This is a genomic window from Paludisphaera borealis (genome assembly GCF_001956985.1).
Taxonomy (GTDB): Bacteria; Planctomycetota; Planctomycetia; order Isosphaerales; family Isosphaeraceae; genus Paludisphaera; species Paludisphaera borealis.
Genome location: NZ_CP019082.1, coordinates 3,475,126 through 3,494,870 on the forward strand (window position 1 = coordinate 3,475,126; position 19,745 = coordinate 3,494,870).

At 65.2% G+C, this 19,745-nt stretch carries 14 protein-coding genes and 5 tRNA genes; 17 read left to right on the top strand and 2 right to left on the bottom strand.

What is annotated here, in order from left to right; translation table 11 throughout:
• Window positions 1–9 precede the first annotated feature (9 nt).
• Entirely contained in the window at window positions 10–561 is a 552-nt protein-coding gene (locus tag BSF38_RS13450) for an inorganic diphosphatase (protein ID WP_076346376.1), read from the bottom strand.
• A 311-nt stretch (window positions 562–872) separates the two neighbouring features.
• Between BSF38_RS13450 and BSF38_RS13455 the strand changes: the two genes are divergently transcribed.
• Window positions 873–1,331: a TIGR03067 domain-containing protein gene (locus BSF38_RS13455; RefSeq protein ID WP_076346378.1), complete on the top strand. Its 459-nt coding sequence runs from the start codon at window positions 873–875 to the stop codon at window positions 1,329–1,331.
• 42 nt (window positions 1,332–1,373) lie between these two features.
• Here the strand turns inward: BSF38_RS13455 and BSF38_RS13460 are convergent, their stop codons facing one another.
• The gene (locus tag BSF38_RS13460; RefSeq protein ID WP_076346380.1) at window positions 1,374–3,008 is read right to left on the bottom strand and encodes a hypothetical protein; all 1,635 of its coding nucleotides are present in this window, start codon (window positions 3,006–3,008) and stop codon (window positions 1,374–1,376) included.
• A 585-nt stretch (window positions 3,009–3,593) separates the two neighbouring features.
• Between BSF38_RS13460 and BSF38_RS13465 the strand changes: the two genes are divergently transcribed.
• From BSF38_RS13465 to rpoB, 16 genes are all read left to right on the top strand, one after another.
• Window positions 3,594–5,606, top strand: coding sequence for a tetratricopeptide repeat protein (locus tag BSF38_RS13465; protein ID WP_076346382.1), 2,013 nt, complete (start codon window positions 3,594–3,596; stop codon window positions 5,604–5,606).
• A 166-nt stretch (window positions 5,607–5,772) separates the two neighbouring features.
• Complete coding sequence (locus BSF38_RS13470; RefSeq protein WP_076346384.1) at window positions 5,773–7,665, top strand: tetratricopeptide repeat protein; 1,893 nt, start codon at window positions 5,773–5,775, stop codon at window positions 7,663–7,665.
• A gap of 233 nt (window positions 7,666–7,898) precedes the next feature.
• Window positions 7,899–7,971 (top strand) — tRNA-Thr (locus tag BSF38_RS13475).
• 92 nt (window positions 7,972–8,063) lie between these two features.
• Window positions 8,064–8,145, top strand: a tRNA-Tyr gene (locus BSF38_RS13480).
• Window positions 8,146–8,305: 160 nt separating this feature from the next.
• Window positions 8,306–8,376, top strand: a tRNA-Gly gene (locus tag BSF38_RS13485).
• A gap of 76 nt (window positions 8,377–8,452) precedes the next feature.
• Window positions 8,453–8,525: transfer RNA gene (locus BSF38_RS13490), tRNA-Thr, on the top strand.
• Window positions 8,526–8,690: 165 nt separating this feature from the next.
• On the top strand, window positions 8,691–9,902 hold the full coding sequence (gene tuf / locus BSF38_RS13495) for an elongation factor Tu (RefSeq protein WP_076346386.1): 1,212 nt from the start codon (window positions 8,691–8,693) through the stop codon (window positions 9,900–9,902).
• Window positions 9,903–10,257: 355 nt separating this feature from the next.
• Complete coding sequence (gene rpmG, locus BSF38_RS13505; RefSeq protein ID WP_076346390.1) at window positions 10,258–10,410, top strand: 50S ribosomal protein L33; 153 nt, start codon at window positions 10,258–10,260, stop codon at window positions 10,408–10,410.
• A gap of 185 nt (window positions 10,411–10,595) precedes the next feature.
• Window positions 10,596–10,668, top strand: a tRNA-Trp gene (locus BSF38_RS13510).
• Window positions 10,669–10,864: 196 nt separating this feature from the next.
• A complete protein-coding gene (gene secE, locus BSF38_RS13515) occupies window positions 10,865–11,389 on the top strand; it encodes a preprotein translocase subunit SecE (protein ID WP_076346392.1) in 525 nt (174 codons plus the stop codon).
• Between the two features lie 284 nt (window positions 11,390–11,673).
• Window positions 11,674–12,495: a transcription termination/antitermination protein NusG gene (nusG, locus tag BSF38_RS13520; RefSeq protein WP_083712923.1), complete on the top strand. Its 822-nt coding sequence runs from the start codon at window positions 11,674–11,676 to the stop codon at window positions 12,493–12,495.
• Between the two features lie 219 nt (window positions 12,496–12,714).
• The gene (rplK, locus tag BSF38_RS13525; protein ID WP_076346394.1) at window positions 12,715–13,140 is read left to right on the top strand and encodes a 50S ribosomal protein L11; all 426 of its coding nucleotides are present in this window, start codon (window positions 12,715–12,717) and stop codon (window positions 13,138–13,140) included.
• A 209-nt stretch (window positions 13,141–13,349) separates the two neighbouring features.
• Complete coding sequence (gene rplA, locus BSF38_RS13530) at window positions 13,350–14,030, top strand: 50S ribosomal protein L1 (protein WP_076346396.1); 681 nt, start codon at window positions 13,350–13,352, stop codon at window positions 14,028–14,030.
• A gap of 73 nt (window positions 14,031–14,103) precedes the next feature.
• Complete coding sequence (gene rplJ / locus BSF38_RS13535; protein ID WP_076346398.1) at window positions 14,104–14,703, top strand: 50S ribosomal protein L10; 600 nt, start codon at window positions 14,104–14,106, stop codon at window positions 14,701–14,703.
• Between the two features lie 185 nt (window positions 14,704–14,888).
• The gene (gene rplL, locus BSF38_RS13540) at window positions 14,889–15,293 is read left to right on the top strand and encodes a 50S ribosomal protein L7/L12 (protein ID WP_076346400.1); all 405 of its coding nucleotides are present in this window, start codon (window positions 14,889–14,891) and stop codon (window positions 15,291–15,293) included.
• Window positions 15,294–16,002: 709 nt separating this feature from the next.
• Window positions 16,003–19,722 carry a DNA-directed RNA polymerase subunit beta gene (rpoB, locus tag BSF38_RS13545; protein WP_076346402.1) on the top strand — a complete coding sequence of 1,240 codons (3,720 nt, stop codon included), beginning with the start codon at window positions 16,003–16,005 and terminating at the stop codon, window positions 19,720–19,722.
• Window positions 19,723–19,745 lie beyond the last annotated feature (23 nt).

Genomic DNA, 19,745 nt, shown 5'->3' on the forward strand with positions numbered 1-19,745 from the left:
AGGGGGGCGTCAGTGGTGGTCCTGGAAGCCCTTGCGGCGGAGGGCGCTGTAGCGTTGGAGCGAGTCTTCGATGACGGGCTTGGCGGCGTCGGACGACTGGATCTCGTCGACCTCGACCGACTTGCCTTCGAGGAACTTGTAGTCCTGGAAGAACCGCCGGAGCATCATCAGCCGGTGGGGGGGGAGTTCGGCGGCCTCGCGGAAGCTGTTGAACTCGGGGTCGCCGACGGCCACGGCCAGGATCTTGTGGTCCTGCTTGCCGCCGTCGAGCATCGTCATCAGCCCGATCGCCCGCGCGGTGACCAGCGTCATCGGCGCGACGGCCTCCTGGCAGAGGACCAACACGTCGAGCGGGTCGTCGTCCTCGGCGTAGGTCTGGGGGATGAACCCGTAATTGGCCGGGTAATAAACGGCCGAATACAAGACGCGGTCGAGCCGCAGCAGGCCCGTTCGCTTGTCCAGCTCGTACTTGACGCTCGACCCCATCGGGATCTCGATCAGGGCGTTGAATTCCAGCGGCAGGTGCTCGCCGGGGGTCACGTCGTGCCAGGGATGCAGCATGGGGCGAATCCAGACAAAGGAGGGCTGGTGGCTAAGCAAAGAAGCAGCGGTTCGTCCTACGTCGCCGGACTCCGCGCGTGACGGTCGCGACGCTCCATCGGCGTCTCCGAGCAAGCCAGATTATACCACGGCCGCGACGATCAGGGGGCCTGCGCGGCCGGATTCGGCGGACGGCCTTGTATCCCGGCCGCCGACATGATCCAATCCCACCTGCACCCGTCTCGGGGAGCGCCGGGAGAGATCTCGCAAGGCCGTCGCGAACGCCGCGACGGCGTCTTCCCCTCCCCATCTCTCTATGAGAAAGCGCGATCATGACGCTGACAAAGTGGATGAAGCACTCTCTGCTCGCCGCGGTCTTCACGGCTCTGGCGACGTCCGCCGGCCTTTCGGGCGCGACCGCCTCGGCCGACGAAGCGACGCTGTCTCCCGCCCTCAAGGCGGTTCAAGGCGTCTGGGTGTCGGGCGACGACGCCACGGTCGACGCCAAGTGGACCGTCGAGAACGACAAGATCACGGCGTCCGTCAACGGCGTGGACTACATCGGCAAGCTCAAGCTCGACAAAGACGCCAAGCCGCACCCGGCCTGGACGATCGAACTCACGGACGGCCCCGGCGAGGCCAAGGGTAAGGAAGCCAAGGGCGTCTACAAGCTCGACGGCGAGAAGCTCGTCGTCAACATCTCCGTCCCCGGCGGCGACCGCCCCAAGGACTTCGACCCCGCCGAAGACGCGGTCTACCTGTTCGAGCTGAAGAAGGAAAAGAAGGGCTGAGGACGGGCGAACTCCCCCGTTCCGATTCGCGAGGGCCGAAGCCTACCGGCCCTCGCGACGCCGATACACCCGCGCGTCTCCTCGCCGGACGACCAGCTCGTACCACCGCTCGGTGATCGCGTCGAGCCCCGGATCGTCGCGCCAGGCGATCACCCGGTCGATCGCGTCGCGATACGTCTCCAACACCCGCGCCCACCGCTCCTCGGCCTCGTCCGACCCGCCCCGAAGCGCGATCTGCTCCAGCTCGAACGAATCGGGCCGGGCCAGCTCGGGCCGAAACTGCACCGGGAAGTAGTAGTACCGCGTCTCGTAATTGCTCCAGAGGACGGCACCCTCGGAAATCCCCAGCCAACTGTCGGCGTGCAACGCCGCGTTGGGGCGGAACCGGGTCTTCAGGTCCGAAATCAGCGTCGCCACCCGCTGGCCGCGTCCGACCGACGGACCGATCGCGACCATCTGCGCCACCTTCCGCTGCGAGTCGAGCGCATAGTCCCAGACGACGACCGTCTGAAGGACCAGAGCGACGACGATCGCCCCGGCCGCCGCGCGCTGGGTCCACGACTTCGCCGCACGGTCGAATGTCGGAACCAGGGCGACCAGACCGAGCAACGCCAGACGCTGGGGGAGATAGTCGCCGTGCCCCGGCCCGAGCGAGTCGGGACCGAACACCCCGCCGAGAACCAGGATCGCCGCTAGCGCCTGCCAGGCCCGGCGCTCGCAGGTCCCCCGCCAGGCCGTCGCCAGGCCGAGCAGACCGGCCAGGCCCAGCCAGACGGCCGGCGAAAACACCGCGTACAGCGGCCCGACTCGGTCCGTGAACGGCAAGCCGTCCTTGATCGCCACCGAGATCGGGTCGACCCAGCCCAGCCGCCGCACCCAGCCCGAGATCGACAAGAACTCGCCCGGCGCGGGGAACTTCGGGTGCATCGGCCCGCCCTGCCGCGAGAGCTTCAGGTACACCACCCCGAGCCCCCCCAGCGGTGCCAGGCTCAGTCCGGTCCGCCACAGCCGCGCCCACCGCGAGCCCCCAGGCAGGACGATCGCCAGGAACATCATCGCGCAGACGGTGAGGCCGAGACTCACCAGGTGGCCGAAGTATCCCAGGACCAGCAGGGCCGAAACCCCCGTCATCCGGCCCGCGCGGAGGTCGTCGCGGCTCTTCCACCAGACGCCCAGCGTGATCGGGAACAAGCACGCGCCGAACTGAAAACTCGTGAACCCCATCAGCCACGAGAAGCTGAGCGCCAGCAGGGCCGAAAACGCGCAAGCCGCGAACGAACCGCGCCCGCCGACGACCCGCGCGCGGAGCCAGACCGTCGCGACCGCGAAGCCCAGAAGCGATGCGCTCATCACGATCCGGTCAGCCGCCCACGGCGAGACCACCCGGAGCAACCCGATCAGCGCCAGGTGCCCCGCCCAGTTCGGCAGCGGCCTCCAGTGGACTTCGTAATAGGGGCTGAAGGCCGAGTCGCCGGCCGTCGACGCGGCGATGATCCAGGCGTTGTAGAGATGCGTCAGGCCGTCCTGCGTCACGAACCACGGCACGATCCAGATGGCCGCCAGCACCGGCGTGAGGAGCATCGCCGTGACGAGAATCTCGCGCAGCGGCCGACAGGGCTCGGAGGTGTCCGAACGGGATTCCTGGCCTTCGTCGTTCCGGTCGCTTCCGTGCGTCACGAGCGTTCGGTCTCCTACTTCGTCCCGGAGTCGGGACGTCGCAGGATCATAGTCGAAAGGCGGAGGGATGAACAAGCGCTCGGGGGGCGAAGGAGCACCGCCGAGGAGGGCGTCGGCCCGGGCCTCCCGGCATCGTCGAGCTCACGGCGTCGCCGTCGTGAGAATCGCCGAAATCGAGAGACCCGGATACGGGCGCCTTTGAAAACCGGACTGACGATCGATAGTGTTTCCCCGGCTGCGTCCTGCCGCCAGCGGTAAGTTGAAGCTCGAGGTGTAATCGCAGCCGCTGCGGTGCGGCAAGGTCCTAAAAATCATGATCAGCCCGCTCCCGACACGAATGCCGGGAAACCGACGGCCGGCCCTCCCCGAAGGGTAAGCCGGCTGTTAGCTGAACTATAACGCATGGATCGCCGGGCGTCGGAAAATCCGAGGAGCCCCAGGCCCCCCGGCCGTCCTAAGCGTCCGCCGCCCGGTTTCCATGACGTGATCGGCACTCGCCTGGACCGATTGCCACGTCCTGTTATCCTCCTGCGCGCTTCCGTTCGATTTCCAACCACTTCGAAATCGCGACAGGGGAGGAATGAAATGACGACGCGACGACTCGCCCCACTCCACTTCGCCCGACCGAGGGTGCTCCTACTCGCCGCACTGGCGCTGCTCGGCGCGCCCCGGGAGATGTTCGCCCAGCAAGTCGAAGGGACGTCCCTGGTGGGAAAGAAGGTCATCACCAGGAAGGGCACCGTCCTGAAGGTCGATGACAAGGTCGTGTACGACGAGGGGCGGGGCGAGCGATTGAAGCTGGGGCTCGACCAGAGGAAGCCCCATACTTACAAGGTGAGAAAGGCGCGCGAGGGCGAGGTCTGGCTTTCTACGGGCGACGTGACCGCCCAAGGCTGGACGCCGATCTCCAACATCATTCTCCTCGACGAGGCCATCGCGTATATCGATGAAGCGACCCGCGAAAAGCCCGAAAGCCCTGAGGCTTGTTTCGATCGAGCTCTCATCTGGCAAGCGCTGGGCAAGACCGACAAGGCGCTCGATCAATGCAATGCGGCGATTCGACTCATCCCACGCGACGATCGCAAGTTCGCTTACCTCTTTCGCGGCCTACTCCGGGCAGAGGAAGGGCGCTATGAGGACGCCGTCGAGGACTGCACCGAGGCCATCCAGCTCGATCCTCGATACGTCGAGGCGTACGTGAATCGCGGTGCCATCCGGATTCGCTCGGGCAGCTACGATAACGCCCTCGAAGACTTCAACAAGGCGATAGAGATCGACCCGAGATCCGCCCGCGCCTACTACAATCGAGGCGTCGTCTGGACGAAGCGGAAGGAGTACGACCTAGCGTTCGCGGACTACGATCAAGCCGTGCAACTCGACCCCGCCTATGCGCTCGCCCGTTGCGGTCGGGGAGGCGCCTGGGCGAGAAGGGGGGAATACGACCGCGCCCTCCCGGATCTGGACGAGGCGATCCGGCTCGATCCCGATCTCGCGAATGCCTATAAGTACCGCGGTGTGATCTGGTACGACAAACAGAAATTCAGCAAGGCGGCAGACGACTTCGGAAAGGCCATCGAGCTTGATCCGAGTCGGGCCGACTTCTTCACCTGGCGCTCCTCCGCGTGGTTTGGAATGAATGAGTATGGGAAGGCTGTCGAGGACGGTACCCGAGCGATCCAGATCAACCCGAACGACGCCAGCATGTATTACGGCCGAGCGACGATCTGGAACCTCCTCGGAGAACACGGCAAAGCGATCGCCGACCTGACTCGGGCAATCGAGATCAATCCCGACCTCAAGAGCTCTCGCCTCTGCCGCGGGATCACCCGGATCGCCATGGATGACCTCGCGGCGGCCGCAGGCGATTTCGGCCACGTGATCGGAGACGATCCGGGCAGTCCCTCGGCGTTCTACTACCGCGCGGTCGCCGCATTCGAGCAGGGGTACTTCGACCTGGCGATCGAGGACGTGGACAAGGCGATGGCCTTCGGACGGTCGCACGCCGCAACCTACCGCCTCCGAGGCGATGCGTGGTACGCCAAGTGGGATTACGAGAAGGCGATCGCGAATCTCGACTACGCCGCCGGCCAGGACCCTCTCGACCACGAGGCGCTCGACGGCCTCGCCTGGATCCTGGCCACGGCGACGGATGAGCGAGTCCGAGACGGCGGACGGGCCGTGGAATCGGCGACGCGCGCCTGCCAGCTCACCGATTGGAAGACCCCCGAACACCTGGCCACACTGGCCGCCTCGTTCGCCGAAGTCCGCGACTTCGAGAACGCCGTGAAACGCCAGCAAGCGGCGATCGACTTGACCGAGGATCCACCAACCCAAGAACTACGCCGCGAGCGACTGGCCCTCTACGCCGCCAAACAGCCGTTCCACGTGGACCCCGGCCCCCGCGGCGCCCGCGACGTGATGAGCCCGGGCGAACGCCGAGCCTCGCTCACCGCCTTCGTGAACAGAGCCATCCTGAGCGAACACGATCGAGCGAGGCGCGAGGCAGCCTCGAGCGAGATCATCCGCCGGGCTGATCGCGAAAACACCGCGACCAAAGCCCCGTGGGTCGATCGCGCAGCAGCCCTGTTCAAGCCTTGAGCCGGACGTCGCCGCCTCGCAGAGGCCATCGGTATTTCAAGAATCTTTCGATCCGACTTTGGCGATCGCCCGCTCAGGCTGATACGATCATGCGTGGAGCACTGGCGCGCGGGGTGAGGGCCGCCAGGCATGTCGTCGGCAAAACCCGGATCGATGGAGAATCCCGATGGTCTACCGTTGGAGAATCCGCGCGGGGAACGAGCGGCGTCGCCGTCGCACCAAGCCATCGACGAGGTTTCAATCCGCCTCGCTGCTCGCCTGGCTGACACTCGCTTCGGCCCTCGGCGCCGGCCCTCCCGGCGCGACCGCCCCGCCGAAGGCCGACGGCGACTGGCTGGGCCAGCGGGTGGTCATCGAGCCGGGAACCATCCTCCAGGACGGCCGAGCCGCCGCCAGCGACACGACGTTCCGGTTCTTCAAGGTCGTCCATGCGCGCGCCTTCCAGGTCTGGCTCGTCTCCGAAAGCCGGAGGTCCGAGGGCTGGGCGCCGATTTCCCGCGTCATCGCCGCCGACCGCGCCGAAGCACACTTCACAGCCAAGATCCTGGCCGCCCCGAATGATGCCTGGAACCGGATCTGGCGCGCCAGCATTCGGTACGACAAAAAGGAATACGATCAAGCCCTCGAAGACTGCGATCAGGCGATCCGCATCGATCCCACCTCGGCGATCGCTTACACAATTCGGGGCGACGTCAAGCTGTCGAAGGACGCCAAGAACGTCGACGCGGCGATGGAAGACTACAATCACGCGCTGCGACTGGATCCGCTCTATGGCTTCGCGTACCGCCGCCGGGGCGAGGCCTGGAATCTCAAGAAAGAATACGACAAGGCGATCGCCGATTTCGACCAGGCGATCCACTTCAACCCCGACGACTCCTATGCCTACAGCGGTCGCGGGCACGTCTGGAATCTCAAGAAAGAATACGACAAGGCGATCGCCGACTACAGCGGGGCCCTCATCCTCAACCCAAACGATGGCTTTCATCACATCTGCCGGGGCGGTGCGCATCAAGACAAAGGAGATGTTGAGAAAGCGTTCGAAGATTACGATCAGGCCATCCGAATCAATCCGCAGGATGCATTCGCCTATCGGGTTCGCGGTCTGTTGCGACTGCTCCAGAAAGACTATGACAGAGCCGTTGAGGACTATACGCAGGCGATCCGAATCGAGCCGCGCGACGCAACACTCTTCAGCAGCCGCGGCTTGACAAGGAAGCGGGCCGGAGACTACGACAAGGCGCTCGAAGACTACGACGCGGCGATCAAACTCGCCCCCCGCGATGCGACTCTGTACAGCGACCGTGGCGACGTTTGGAGCGAGAAGAAACATTACGACAAGGCGCTCGACGACTACAACGCGGCGATCCAAATCGATCCGCGCGACGCAACCTTCTACTGTGAACGAGGCCACGTCTGGCGGGAGACGGAGAATGACGACAAGGCGCTCGACGACTTCGCCCAGGCCATACGAATCGCCCCTGACGACAAGTTCGCTTATTTGTCCCGCGCTGTGATCTGGAAACAAAAGGGTGAGCACGACGCCGCCCTTGCCGACCTCAAGCAGGTGATTCGCATCGACCCGAGCGACGCCTTCGCGTACGGCCTCCGCGGACGCGTGCAGAGCTCTCGGGGTCGTTACGAGGAGGCCCTGGCGGACCTCGCCGCGGCCGTGAAGATCGAGCCACAGGAAAGGTACTCGCTCAACGCCGAAGCCTGGATCTGGGCCGCGGCCCCCGAACCCAAGGTCCGTGACGGCCGCCGCGCGGTCGAAGCCGCCAGCAGGTTATGCGCGATCACGGGATGGAACGACCCCGATGACCTCGAGATCCTGGCCGCGTCCTATGCCGAGTCGGCCGACTTCCCGGCCGCCGTGAAATGGCAGCGAAGAGCTATCGAGATCGCCCCCAAGGACGACCCCGGCGACGACCTCCGTCAGCATCGCCTGAAACTCTACGACGCTGGGAAGGCGTACCGCACGGCCCCCGAGCAGGAGTTCCTTCCCCCTCCCGAGCACGTGGCCATCTTCACCGCCACCACACATCCGCCCAACCAGGCCTAAAGTCAGGCGTGAGGGCCGAGGCAAGACCAAACCAACGAATAACAACCGGAGAAATGGTGGGCCGCCGTCGTTTTTCCGGCTTCCCCCTTGCCGAAGGCGGGAGGTACTCGCTACCATAATCGAACGCGCCGACCGGGGCAGGCCGAGTCGTACAAAAAAAGTATGAGCGAATGAAAAACGACTTGAAGTCGCCCGGCCGAACGATATAGTAGGAAGTTTCACGGCCCAAGGCTGCTGGCGTAGCTCAACTGGCAGAGCAACGGTTTTGTAAACCGTAGGTTGTGAGTTCGACTCTCACCGCCAGCTCTACCACATGATTAAGGACGTCAAGACGCCAAACGCCGGAACTCGCCGAGGATCGGAAACGACCGCGACGAGCCGACGGCGACGACCCAACCGGGTGGATACCCAAGCGGCCAAAGGGGCCAGACTGTAAATCTGGTGGCTCAGCCTTCGCAGGTTCGAATCCTGCTCCACCCACATTCGTCTCGTTTGAGAAATCGTGAACATGCACCGGCCCTGGCGGGTCGGTGAGGAGAGGGAGGGCGACGACAAGGACGGCGAGGATCGAGCGAGCGAAGGAAGTCCGGCCGGCGACGGTCGGAACAGAGGCGGCTCCAGCCGGGAACGGGACGTGCACGCGGGTGTAGCTCAATGGTAGAGTCCCTGCCTTCCAAGCAGGCCGTGTGGGTTCGATTCCCATCACCCGCTCTGGCCCGGCGTCACCCAGCCGCCCGCAACGCAAAGCAACGACCGACCTCGAAAGAAGAAACAACCGCAAAACTACGCTGCCGTGGCTCAGTTGGTAGAGCGCGTCCTTGGTAAGGACGAGGTCCTGGGTTCAAATCCCAGCGGCAGCTCTTGGGTCGGTTGCCCAAAGTTCGGGCGTGAAGGAAGACGTGCGCAGCGGCTGGCCCCGGCCGCTGGCAGAGCCGTCCGAAGCGGACCTGGCTGGCGGGTGGGGCTCGATTACAGATCTCCCGCCGAGAACTTGACTACAGGAATGCCGAAAAGGCGCTGAACACATGGCCAAGGAAACATTCAGCAGAACCAAGCCGCACGTCAACGTGGGCACGATCGGGCACATTGACCACGGCAAGACCACGCTGACCGCGGCCCTGCTGGCGGTCCTGTCGGCGCGTGGCCAGGCCAAGAGCAAGTCGTACTCCGACATCGCCAAGGGCGGAACGGTCCGCGACGCCACCAAAACGGTGACCATCGCGGTCTCGCACGTCGAGTACGAGAGCGAAAAGCGCCACTACGCCCACATCGACTGCCCGGGTCACGCCGATTATATCAAGAATATGATCACCGGCGCGGCTCAGATGGACGGCGCGATTCTGGTGGTCTCCGCGGCCGACGGCCCGATGCCCCAGACCCGCGAGCACATCCTCCTGGCCCGTCAGGTCGGCGTCCCGGCGCTGGTCGTCTTCCTCAACAAGATCGACCTGGTCGACGACGAGGAACTGCTGGAGCTGGTCGAGCTTGAGCTTCGCGAGATGCTCTCTCACTACAAGTTCCCCGGCGACGAGATCCCGATCGTCCGCGGCAGCAGCCGCCCGGCACTCGAGAACCCCAGCGACCCGACCGCGGCCAAGCCGATCCTCGACCTCGTCAAGGCGATGGACGAGTACATCCCCGACCCGGTCCGCGAGATCGACAAGCCGTTCCTGATGCCGATCGAAGACGTGTTCTCGATCAAGGGACGCGGCACCGTGGGCACCGGTCGCGTCGAGCGCGGCCGCGTCAAGGTCGGTGACTCGATCGAGATCATCGGCTTCGGCGTCAAGAAGCCGACCACCGTGACCGGCGTCGAGATGTTCCAGAAGACCCTCGACGAGGGCGTCGCCGGCGACAACGTCGGCGTTCTGCTCCGCGGCGTGGAAAAGGACGACCTGGAACGGGGCCAGGTGCTCTGCAAGCCGGGCTCGATCACACCCCACACCAAGTTCGAGGCGGAAGTTTACGTCTTGAGCAAGGAAGAAGGCGGACGCCACACCCCGTTCTTCAAGGGCTACCGTCCCCAGTTCTACATCCGCACCACCGACGTCACCGGCTCGATCCTCAACCTGCTGTCGGAAGACGGCAGCGAGGCCGAGATGTGCATGCCGGGCGACAACATCAAGATGACCGTCGAACTCGGCAGCCCGATCGCCATGGAAGACGCCCTCCGCTTCGCCATCCGTGAAGGCGGCAAGACGGTCGGCGCCGGCGTCGTGACCAAGATCCTCGAGTGACCGCGCTCCCCAGCCGCGAACCGTCGGCGACTTCGCCCGATGGTCCGCGGCTCGTTTCGTCTCGGGTTTCGATCCGGGACGACCGCCGCGTCGGTCGTCCACGACGTTCGCAACCTAAAGTCCTTCAGTAGCGTCGAGCCGGCGGCCGGCCACGGGCCGTCGGCGTCTTTGATTCCGCGATATCCGAAGATCGTCGCCCCCAAGGCGCGGTCCCCGCCTCCGCCTGATGGCCGGAAGCCGGGAGGTCGCACCGCAAGTGTTCTGGAACGTCCGGCCGCCTCCCGGCCCAGCCCGATCGGACCGAACGTGGTCTCCGAATCGGCGGCGGGAGCGACGGAACCGAGGTATTATTGCAATGCGTGAATACGTCTGGCTCGAGTGCACCGCCTGCGGCGAACGCAACTACCGCGTCCAGAAAGAGACCCGCGGCGCGAATCGGCTGGAGCTGAAGAAGTACTGCCGACGAGAGCGCCTGCATACGTCTCACAAAGAGTCGCGGAAGAAGTGACCCGACCCGGAATCGCCGATCGGCCGCCGGCCGGCGATTTCAGGTCCCGACCGGCCAAAACCGCGACGGCCGACTCTGGTCGCGAGAATGGACGGCGCGACCGTCCTATCAAATGCGACGGCGGATCGACTGGTTGGGCTTTTTCCCCACGGAGAGGGCTCGCCGGCGATCAGCCGACGAATCACACGAGCGTAGCTCAATTGGCAGAGCACCGGTTTCCAAAACCGGCGGTTGGGGGTTCGATTCCCTCCGCTCGTGCTTCGACGCCCGCGCAACCCGCGGGCGTTGCGTCGGGTCGGTTCCAGCGACGCCGGACGGGGCCTGCGGGCCCAGGCAGGAGAATCATCGAGGCAACCGCGAGCCGAGGTTCGACCACTCGAACCCTCGCCTCCGGGACTTTGATTCACGATTCTTTCGAGATCGCGGTTTCCCCATTCCGAATGGAACGGTCGCCATGGGCAAAGTGAAAGACGAAGTCTCGGGGCAAAAGCCGACGAAGCCCCTCAAAGGGAAGCCGAGCGGGGGGGCCGTCAGCGCTATTTCCCAGTTCTTCCTGAATCTTTTGAACACCGCTCTCTACAAGCCGATGCAGGGCTGGCACGCCCGCTTGTACACAGGGGTGGCCCTCGGCGTGATCGTCGCGGCCGGCGTCTGGCGGCTCTATGAAGCCTCCCTCGACTATACGCCGCTCTGGCGGCTGGGCATCCCCGCGACCGTGGCTCTGGTGCTGGGCTGGACCGTCTTCCGGATCGTCCACTACCCGCCGTTCGCCGAGTTCCTCATCGCCACCGAAGCCGAGATGAACAAGGTCTCGTGGACGTCCAAGGAAGACCTCTACCGATCGACGGTCGTCGTCCTGGTCGCGGTCCTCGTCATGGCGGTCTACCTGTTCGTCGTCGACTGGTTCTGGCTGTTCATCCTGCGAAACATCGGCGTGCTCCAGTTCAGCGGCGGAGGAGGGTTCGGTTCGACGTCGTAAACACGACGCGGCCCCGACCCTTGGGAGGTCGCCCGGCGCACCTCCCACTCACCGCTCCGACGCCCGGAGCCGACCTGTCGCCGGATGGAAGCCCTGGAGATTTTCGTTTTGGGCTTCCGTACGCCAGGGTCGGCTCGGTAGACTAGTCCGATTCCCCGCCTCCTGCTTCAGGTTCGACTTTCCCAAGGCAGGCTGCACCCCGCTCTCGAGCCGGAGTCTTCTTCGCTGAAGCGACGCGCGGCGCGAGATTCGTTCCCGTAGAGAGAATCGCCGTACAACGTTCCATGAGTGACCTGACGCAAGAGTTTGACGATTCGCCCCCGGGTTCCGACGCGTCCGACTCCGTTTCGACGGATGGCGGTCTTGCGCCGGTCGACCAGGTCGTGCACGTGGAAGAGGAGACGCCCGACGGCGGCAGCGGCAAGTCGGCCGCCCGCGCGTCGAAGGCGGCTGCTCACAAACCGGAGCCCGAACCGCCCGCGGTCGACTCCGGCGTCGAGCCCCCCGAACCGCCCGCGGTCGACGACCCGGACGACGACGAGCCCCCGCCGGAACTGGTCTGGTACGTCCTCAAGGTGCAAAGCTCGCGGGAAGACACGATCGCCGCGGCGCTCCAGCGCCGGGTCAAGATCCAGGCGCTCGAGCGGTTCTTCGGCAAGAACCCCGACGGCAGCCCCCGGATCGTCGTCCCCACCGAGAAGATCACCGAGATCCGCAACAACAAAAAGCGGATCGTCGAGCGCAAGACGTACCCCGGCTACATCATGGTTCACATGGAGTTGAACGAGAAGACCTGGTTCCTGGTCCGCGAGACCCCGGGCGTGGGAGACTTCGTGGGGGCGCACGGCACCCCCACCAAGATGACCGACGCCGAAGTAAACCAGATGCTTCATCAAGAAGAAGAGAAGACGACCGCCGAGAGCCCGAAGGTCCGCATCGACGTCGAACGGGGCGATCGGGTCAAGATCAAGGACGGCCCCTTCGAGAACTTCGAAGGGACCGTCGAAGAGGTCATCGAGGGCCGCGGCCTGGTGAAGGTGATGCTGATCATCTTCAACCGGCCCACCCCGGTCGACCTCGAATACTGGCAGCTCGAGCGGATCTGATTCGAGCGGGTCGTCTTCGGTCGATCGACGCGGGCCGCGAGCCCGCGTCGGCTTCGTCGCGAGGTGCGAGCCGCCGGACCGGAATGGGTCAGTCGGCCGGCGCGACGCCCGCTCCGAAGTTGAAAGCACGCAGCCGCCGCTCGAATCGAAACGACGAATCGACACGCACCCGCAGTCGAACGAACCAAGCAAAGGTTTCAAGGGAAGCGAGAATCCGCGATGGCCAAGGTGATGACGGCGAAGGTCAAGCTCCAGTGTCCCGGGGGACAGGCGACCCCCGCGCCTCCGGTCGGGCCCGCGCTCGGTCAGCACGGCGTGAACATCGGTCAGTTCGTGATGCAATTCAACGAACGGACCAAGGACATGAAGGGGACCACGATCCCCATCGAAATCACGATCTATTCGGACCGCACGTTCGAATTCATCACCAAGAGCCCGCCGGCCGCCGTGCTGCTGAAGCAGGCTGCGGGGATCGCCGCGGGTTCCGCCGTGCCCAACAAGACCAAGGTCGGCACGGTGACCGCCGAGCAGGTGAAGAAGATCGCCGAGACCAAGTTCGCCGATCTCAACGCCCGCGACATCGACCACGCGTGCCGCGTTATCGCCGGCACGGCCCGGAGCATGGGCGTCGAAATCAAGGGTTGATCGCGCCGACCGCCGCCCGTTCGGTCGGGTCGGCAGGCCGTGAGGCGAGCCTCGCAGTTGCAGGATGATCAAGACGTTGAGGTTGGTTCACATCTCGGCGCGAGCCGAGTTGAGACCACCGGCCGGAACCAGGCGCGACCGCCCGCCGACGGCCCGAGAGTTTCCCATACTAAGGCGGCAGCCCGTCCAAGGGCGAAAGGGGTGACGACTTGCCATATCATTCGAAGCGCTTTCGCGCGTTGAGCTCCAAGGTGAAGATCGCGGTCCCGGTGCCGTTGCCGGAAGCCGTGAAGCTCCTGAAGGGGTTCAACACGACGAAATTCAATCAGACGGTCGAGGTTTCGACCCACCTGGGCATCGACCCCCGGCAGAGCGATCAGAACGTGCGCGGGTCGGTGGCCTTGCCGCACGGCATCGGCAAGAACGTCCGGGTGGCGGTGTTCGCCCAGGGCGACAACGCCGAGAAGGCGCGGAACGCCGGTGCCGACATCGTTGGCGCCGACGACCTGGCCCAGCAGATCAAGGGGGGCGTGATGGATTTCGACGTCGCCCTGGCCACGCCTGACATGATGGGCGTCGTCGGTCCGCTCGGTCGCGTGCTCGGCCCTCGCGGCCTGATGCCGTCGCCTCGCTCGGGCACCGTGACGACCGACATCGTCTCGGCGGTCAAGGAGTTCAAGGCGGGTAAGATCGAGTTCCGCAACGACAAGGGGGGCAACGTCGCGGTTCCCGTCGGCAAGATCAACTTCACGGAAGATCAGCTGATCGAGAACATCACCGCGTTCCTCGCCTTCTTGCGGACGCTCAAGCCGGCCTCCTCCAAGGGGACGTACATCCAGACGGTCACCATCTCGGCCACCATGAGCCCCGGCGTCCGGGTTTCCGCGTGAGCCGGCTCGCGTCGCGCTCGCCCGGGGTCGATACCACCCGAATTTCGTCGAATCGGAAACCACGGTCCAAGTCATGAGTAAATACGTAAAAGAACTGATGATGGATCAGCTTCGGACGGACCTGGCCGACAGCCGGTCGATGCTGATCCTCGACTTCAAGGGACTGGACGCCGTCAGCGAGCACCAGTTCCGCAGCGACTTGCGAAAGAAGTCGATCCGCGTCCGGACGTTGAAGAACACGTTGGCGCGTCGGATCTTCACCGAGATCGGCGTCGACGGGCTTTCGAGGTACCTCGAAGGGCCTTCGGTCCTGGTCTGGGGAGGGGCGGGCGTCGCCGAGCTGGCCAAGGAGATTTCCGGCCAGGTCAAGAAGCTCAAGAAGCCCGCGATCAAGGGGGGCGCCGTCGACGGCGTGGTGATCGGCCCCGAGCAGGTCGAGGACATCACCAAGCTCCCCAGCCGCGAGGCGTTGATCGGACGCGTCGCCGCGATGGCCATCGCCCCCGCGCAGCGGGTGATCGCCCTGGCCAACGCCCCGATCGGCAGCCTGGCGAGCCAGCTTCAAACGATTTCCGAGGGGGCCTCGGCCGATGGGGACGGGGGCGAAGAGCCCGCCGCCACGCCTGAAGCCGAGGGCGAAGCGCCCGCCGCGACGACCGAAGCGGGGTCCTGAGCCGGCTTCGGCTCGACTCCGACGCAGCAATTCATGTGGCGGTGCGGTCGCGGGTTCCACTCGCAACCGACGACCGCCGCGAGTAAACGATTTTTCAGCCAATTTGTCCGGGTGCGTCAGCGACGACGTACGCCGCCGCTTGAGCCGCGTTTTCCACGATCGAGCTAGAAAGGATCCGTTCCGCCATGTCCACCGCTGAAGCCCCCTCGTTCGCCGACAACATCAAGACCCTCGGCGAGTCGATCGTCAGCCTGACCGTCCTCGAAGCCAAGGCCCTGGGCGACTACCTTGAGGTGGTCCACGGGATCAAGCCGGCCGCCGCCGCCGTGGCCGCCGCTCCGGCCGCCGCCGCCGCCCCGACCGAGGCCGCCGCGCCGCAGACCGAGTTCGACGTCAGCCTCGAAGCCATCGGCGCCAACAAGATCAACGTCATCAAGATCGTCCGCGCCGCCACCGGCCTGGGCCTCAAGGAAGCCAAGGATCTCGTCGAGGCGGCTCCCAAGGCCATCAAGACCGGTATCGCCAAGGACGACGCCGAGAAGCTCAAGAAGGAGCTCGAGGAAGCCGGCGCCACGGTCAAGATCAAGTAAATCCGCGAGCGAATCCGCTCCAGCCGGCCGCCGGACCGCTCGGTTCGGCGTCTCGGTTTTTGAAACGCAACAGCCAGCGAGGGAGGTCCTCGGCGTCTCGACATTCGAGAGGCCGCGTCTCCCTCGCCCGCTTCGTTTCGCGGGGATGCGGGCGACGTCGTCATCGTCGTCCGCCCCAGGCGTCCCCGTCGTCGTCCCTCCTTGCTCTGCTCTGCTCGGTCCGCGATCACGACGCGAACGCGGCGGTCTCTGGCCCGGATCACGATGCGTTCACGACGACCAGGACAGGCCGACGACCCCGTTTCGAGCGATCCTCGGGCTGACTTCGACGACGGCGCCCGGCCGCACGTTGGAGGTCGGCCTGACGCGCGGGCGGCGATTGGAACGCCTCCCGCCCCGGCCCTCATCGGAACCTCACAGATCGACCGCAATTTCGTGCACGTATCACCGGCTTCGTCGTTTCAGCTCGACCGCCCGGAGACGCGATCGGCTCGGTTCGTCCGACCGACCGAGCCGACCCGGGCGTCCGCGATCACGGATTCTCCCGGTTTGGAATCGCCCGCGGACTGCCGCGGGCCGCTCCCTTTTGGGATGATGGAAATTCGACGCGACGGGCGGACTCGAAAGGAAGCGAGTTCCGCAACGACCCCCGGGACGACGCCCGTGACTCCGGCCCGTGCCCCTTTCTTCTCTTGAGGAGCGCGACCTTATGCCCACTCCGACCACTGTGCGGCGAATCGTTCCGGCCCTGAAGCGGAATTTCGGCCGAATCCACGACGAATTTCAGGTCCCCGACCTGACGCAGATTCAGACCCGCAGCTACGAACGGTTTCTCCAGGCCGACGACCCCGCCGACGCCCGCGCCGATTCGGGGCTGGAGGGTGTTTTCCGCGAAATCTTCCCGATCGAGAGCTACGACAAGACGCTCAAGCTGGAGTACATCCGGTACGATCTGGGCAAGCCCCGGTACGACCCCGACGAGTGCCGCCAGCTCCGGCTGACGTTCGGCCGTCCGCTGCACGTCTGGCTGCGGCTGAACAAGGGCGAGACCACGCTCGAAGAGTCGGTCTACCTCGGCGACATGCCGGTCATGATCGGCGGCGGCGAGTTCATCATCAACGGTGCCGAGCGGGTGGTGGTCAGCCAGCTTCACCGTTCGCCGGGCGTTGACTTCGTGGTCGAGGTCGAGTCGACCGACAAGAAGCTGCACGCCTGCCGCGTGATCCCCGAGCGGGGAAGCTGGATCGAGCTCCAGGTCACCAAGAAAGAGACTCTGGGCGTCCGCATCGACCAGTCCGGCAAGTTCTCGTCGATGACGCTGCTGCGTGCGATGAGCCCCGCCTTCTCGTCCGACGAGGCGATCCTCAACACGTTCTACGAATCGGAGGAGATCGACTCGTCCGATTCCAAGGCGGCGACCCTGCTGGAAGGCAAGATCGCCTGCGGCGACGTCGTCGACCCCAACACCGGCGAAGTCCTGATCGACAGCGGCGCGACGATCTCCAAGGCCCTCGCGCAGGTGTTCGCCGACGCCGGCGACCTGGGCCCGATCCGCGTCCTCAAGGACGCCCGCGACCAGCTCATCCTTCAGTCGCTTCAGGAGGACCCGACCACCGACCACGAGAGCGCGCTCCTGCGGATCTATCAGCGGCTCCGGCCGGGCAACCCGCCCCAGCTTGAGAAGGCCCGTGAGCTGTTCCACGAGAAGTTCTTCGACACCAACCGTTACCGGCTGGGCAAGGTCGGCCGGTTCCGGATCAACCGCAAGTTCACCCAGACGATCCCCGACGACCAGATGACGCTGGACCCGGAGGACTACGTCAACGCGATCCGTTACATCCTCCGGCTTCGCAAGGGGACCGACCCGAAGGTCCACATCGACGACATCGACCACCTGGGCAACCGCCGCCTGCGGACGATCGACGAGCTGGCCGCCGACGAGCTTCGCAAGGGCTTCCTCAAGCTTCGCCGCACCGTCCAGGAGCGGATGAGCCTCAAAGACGCCGAGGACATGACGCCGCGGTCGCTGATCAACCCCAAGAGCATCAGCGCGGCGATCGAATACTTCTTCGGCCGCGGCGAGCTGTCGCAGGTCGTCGACCAGACCAACCCGCTGGCCCAGCTCACGCACGAGCGGCGGCTGTCGGCGCTGGGCCCCGGCGGTTTGAACCGCAAACGGGCCGGCTTCGAGGTCCGCGACGTCCACATCTCCCACTACGGCCGGATCTGCCCGATCGAGACCCCGGAAGGGACCAACATCGGTCTGATCAGCTCGCTGGGCATCTACGGCGGCGTCGACGAATACGGCTTCCTCATCACCCCGTACCGCAAGATCAAGGCGGGCAGGGGGACCGAAGAGGTCGTCTGGATGCGGGCCGACGAGGAGAGCGAAAACTACCTCGCTCCGGCCGACGCGGCCGTCGACGACCACGGCAAGCTCAAGGGACCGACGCTGATCGCCCGCTACCAGACCGACTTCGTGTCGGTGCCGGTCGACAGCATCCAGTTCCAGGACATCTCGCCCAAGCAGATGGTCGGGGTCTCGGCCGGGTTGATCCCGTTCCTTGAGCACGACGACGCCAACCGCGCGCTCATGGGATCGAACATGCAGCGCCAGGCCGTGCCGCTTCTGGTGGCCGAGCCGCCGATCGTCGCCACCGGCCTTGAGTACTCGGTCGCCGGCAACTCGGGGATGGTGATCAAGGCGCAGCAGGACGGGACGATCACCTACGTCGACTCGACCCGGGTGATCATCGACCACAACCACATTTACAAGCTCCGCAAGTACGTCGGCCTCAACGAGCGGACGTGCCTGAACCAGAAGCCGATCGTGAAGGTCGGGCAGCAGGTCAAGACGGGGGAGATCCTGGCCGACGGGGCCTCGACCTACAAGGGCGAGCTGGCCCTGGGCCGCAACGTCCTGGTCGGCTTCCAGGCCTGGGACGGCTATAACTTTGAAGACGCCATCATCATCAGCGAGAAGCTGGTGCGCGAGGACGTCTACACCTCGATCCACATCGAGGAATTCGAGATCGAGATCCGCGAGACCAAGCTCGGCCGCGAGGAGTTCACCCGCGACATCCCCAACGTCTCCGAGAAGGCGCTTCGCAACCTCGACGACAACGGCGTGGTCCGGATCGGCACCTACGTCAAGCCGGGAGACATCCTGGTCGGCAAGGTCGCGCCCAAGAGCAAGAGCGAGCTGACCCCCGAAGAGAAGCTGCTGCACGCGATCTTCGGAAGGGCCGGCGAGGACGTCAAGAACGACTCGCTGGAAGTCCCCTCGGGCGTCGAGGGCATCGTCATCAACACCCAGCGGTTCAGCCGCCGGATGAGCCTCAGCGAAGACGAGCGCAAGGCCTTCGAGAAGGAGCTGAAGGACACCGAGGGGGGCGAGAACGTCCGCATCGCCGACGAGTACAGGCAGATGGTCAAGGCCCTTGAAGAGGCCGTCGGCGGCCCCGTCGCCGACCCCTCCAGCGGCAAGCCGCTGGGCCGGACCAAGGACTCCAAGGACCTCGTCGACGAGAGCGATCGGTTCAAGCTCGAAGCGCTCGACCTCCGCAGTCCCGACGCCTCGGCCAAGGCTCGCGAGGTCGTCCGCCAGTACGCCCCGCGGATCGAGGCCCTCAAGGACGAGAAGGAGCGCCGGCTCAACAGCCTCAAGCGCGGCGACGAGCTGCCCTCGGGCGTGCTCCAGATGGTCAAGATCTACATCGCCACCAAGCGGGTGATCTCGGTGGGCGACAAGATGGCCGGCCGCCACGGCAACAAGGGGGTCATCGCCAAGATCCTCCCTGAAGAGGACATGCCGTTCCTCGCCGACGGCACCGGCGTCGAGATCTTGCTCAACCCGCTGGGCGTGCCCAGCCGTATGAACGTCGGCCAGATCCTCGAGACCCACCTCGGTTGGGCCGCCGCCAAGCTTGGCTTCCAGGCGGTCTGCCCGGTGTTCGACGGGGCCAGCGAAGAGACCATTCGCCAGTGCCTCAAGGACGCCGGCCTCCCCGAGAACGGCAAGGCCGAGCTTTACGACGGCCGCACCGGTCTGAAATTCGACCAGCGGGTCACGGTGGGCTACCTCTACATGCTGAAGCTCCACCACCTGGTCGACGACAAGATCCACGCCCGCGCCACGGGGCCGTACTCCTTGATCACCCAGCAGCCGCTGGGCGGCAAGGCCCGGTTCGGCGGCCAGCGGTTCGGCGAAATGGAAGTGTGGGCCCTGGAAGCCTACGGCGCCGCCTACATCCTCCAGGAGCTGCTCACCGTCAAGTCCGACGACGTCGAAGGACGTACGAAGATCTACGAGAGCATGGTCAAGGGGGAGAACACCCTCGAAGCCGGCACCCCGGCGAGCTTCGACGTGCTCACCAACGAAATCCGCGGCCTCGGGCTCAACATGCAGCTTGAGAAGAAGCGGGTCTGATCCAACCCCAGACCTCGCCCCCG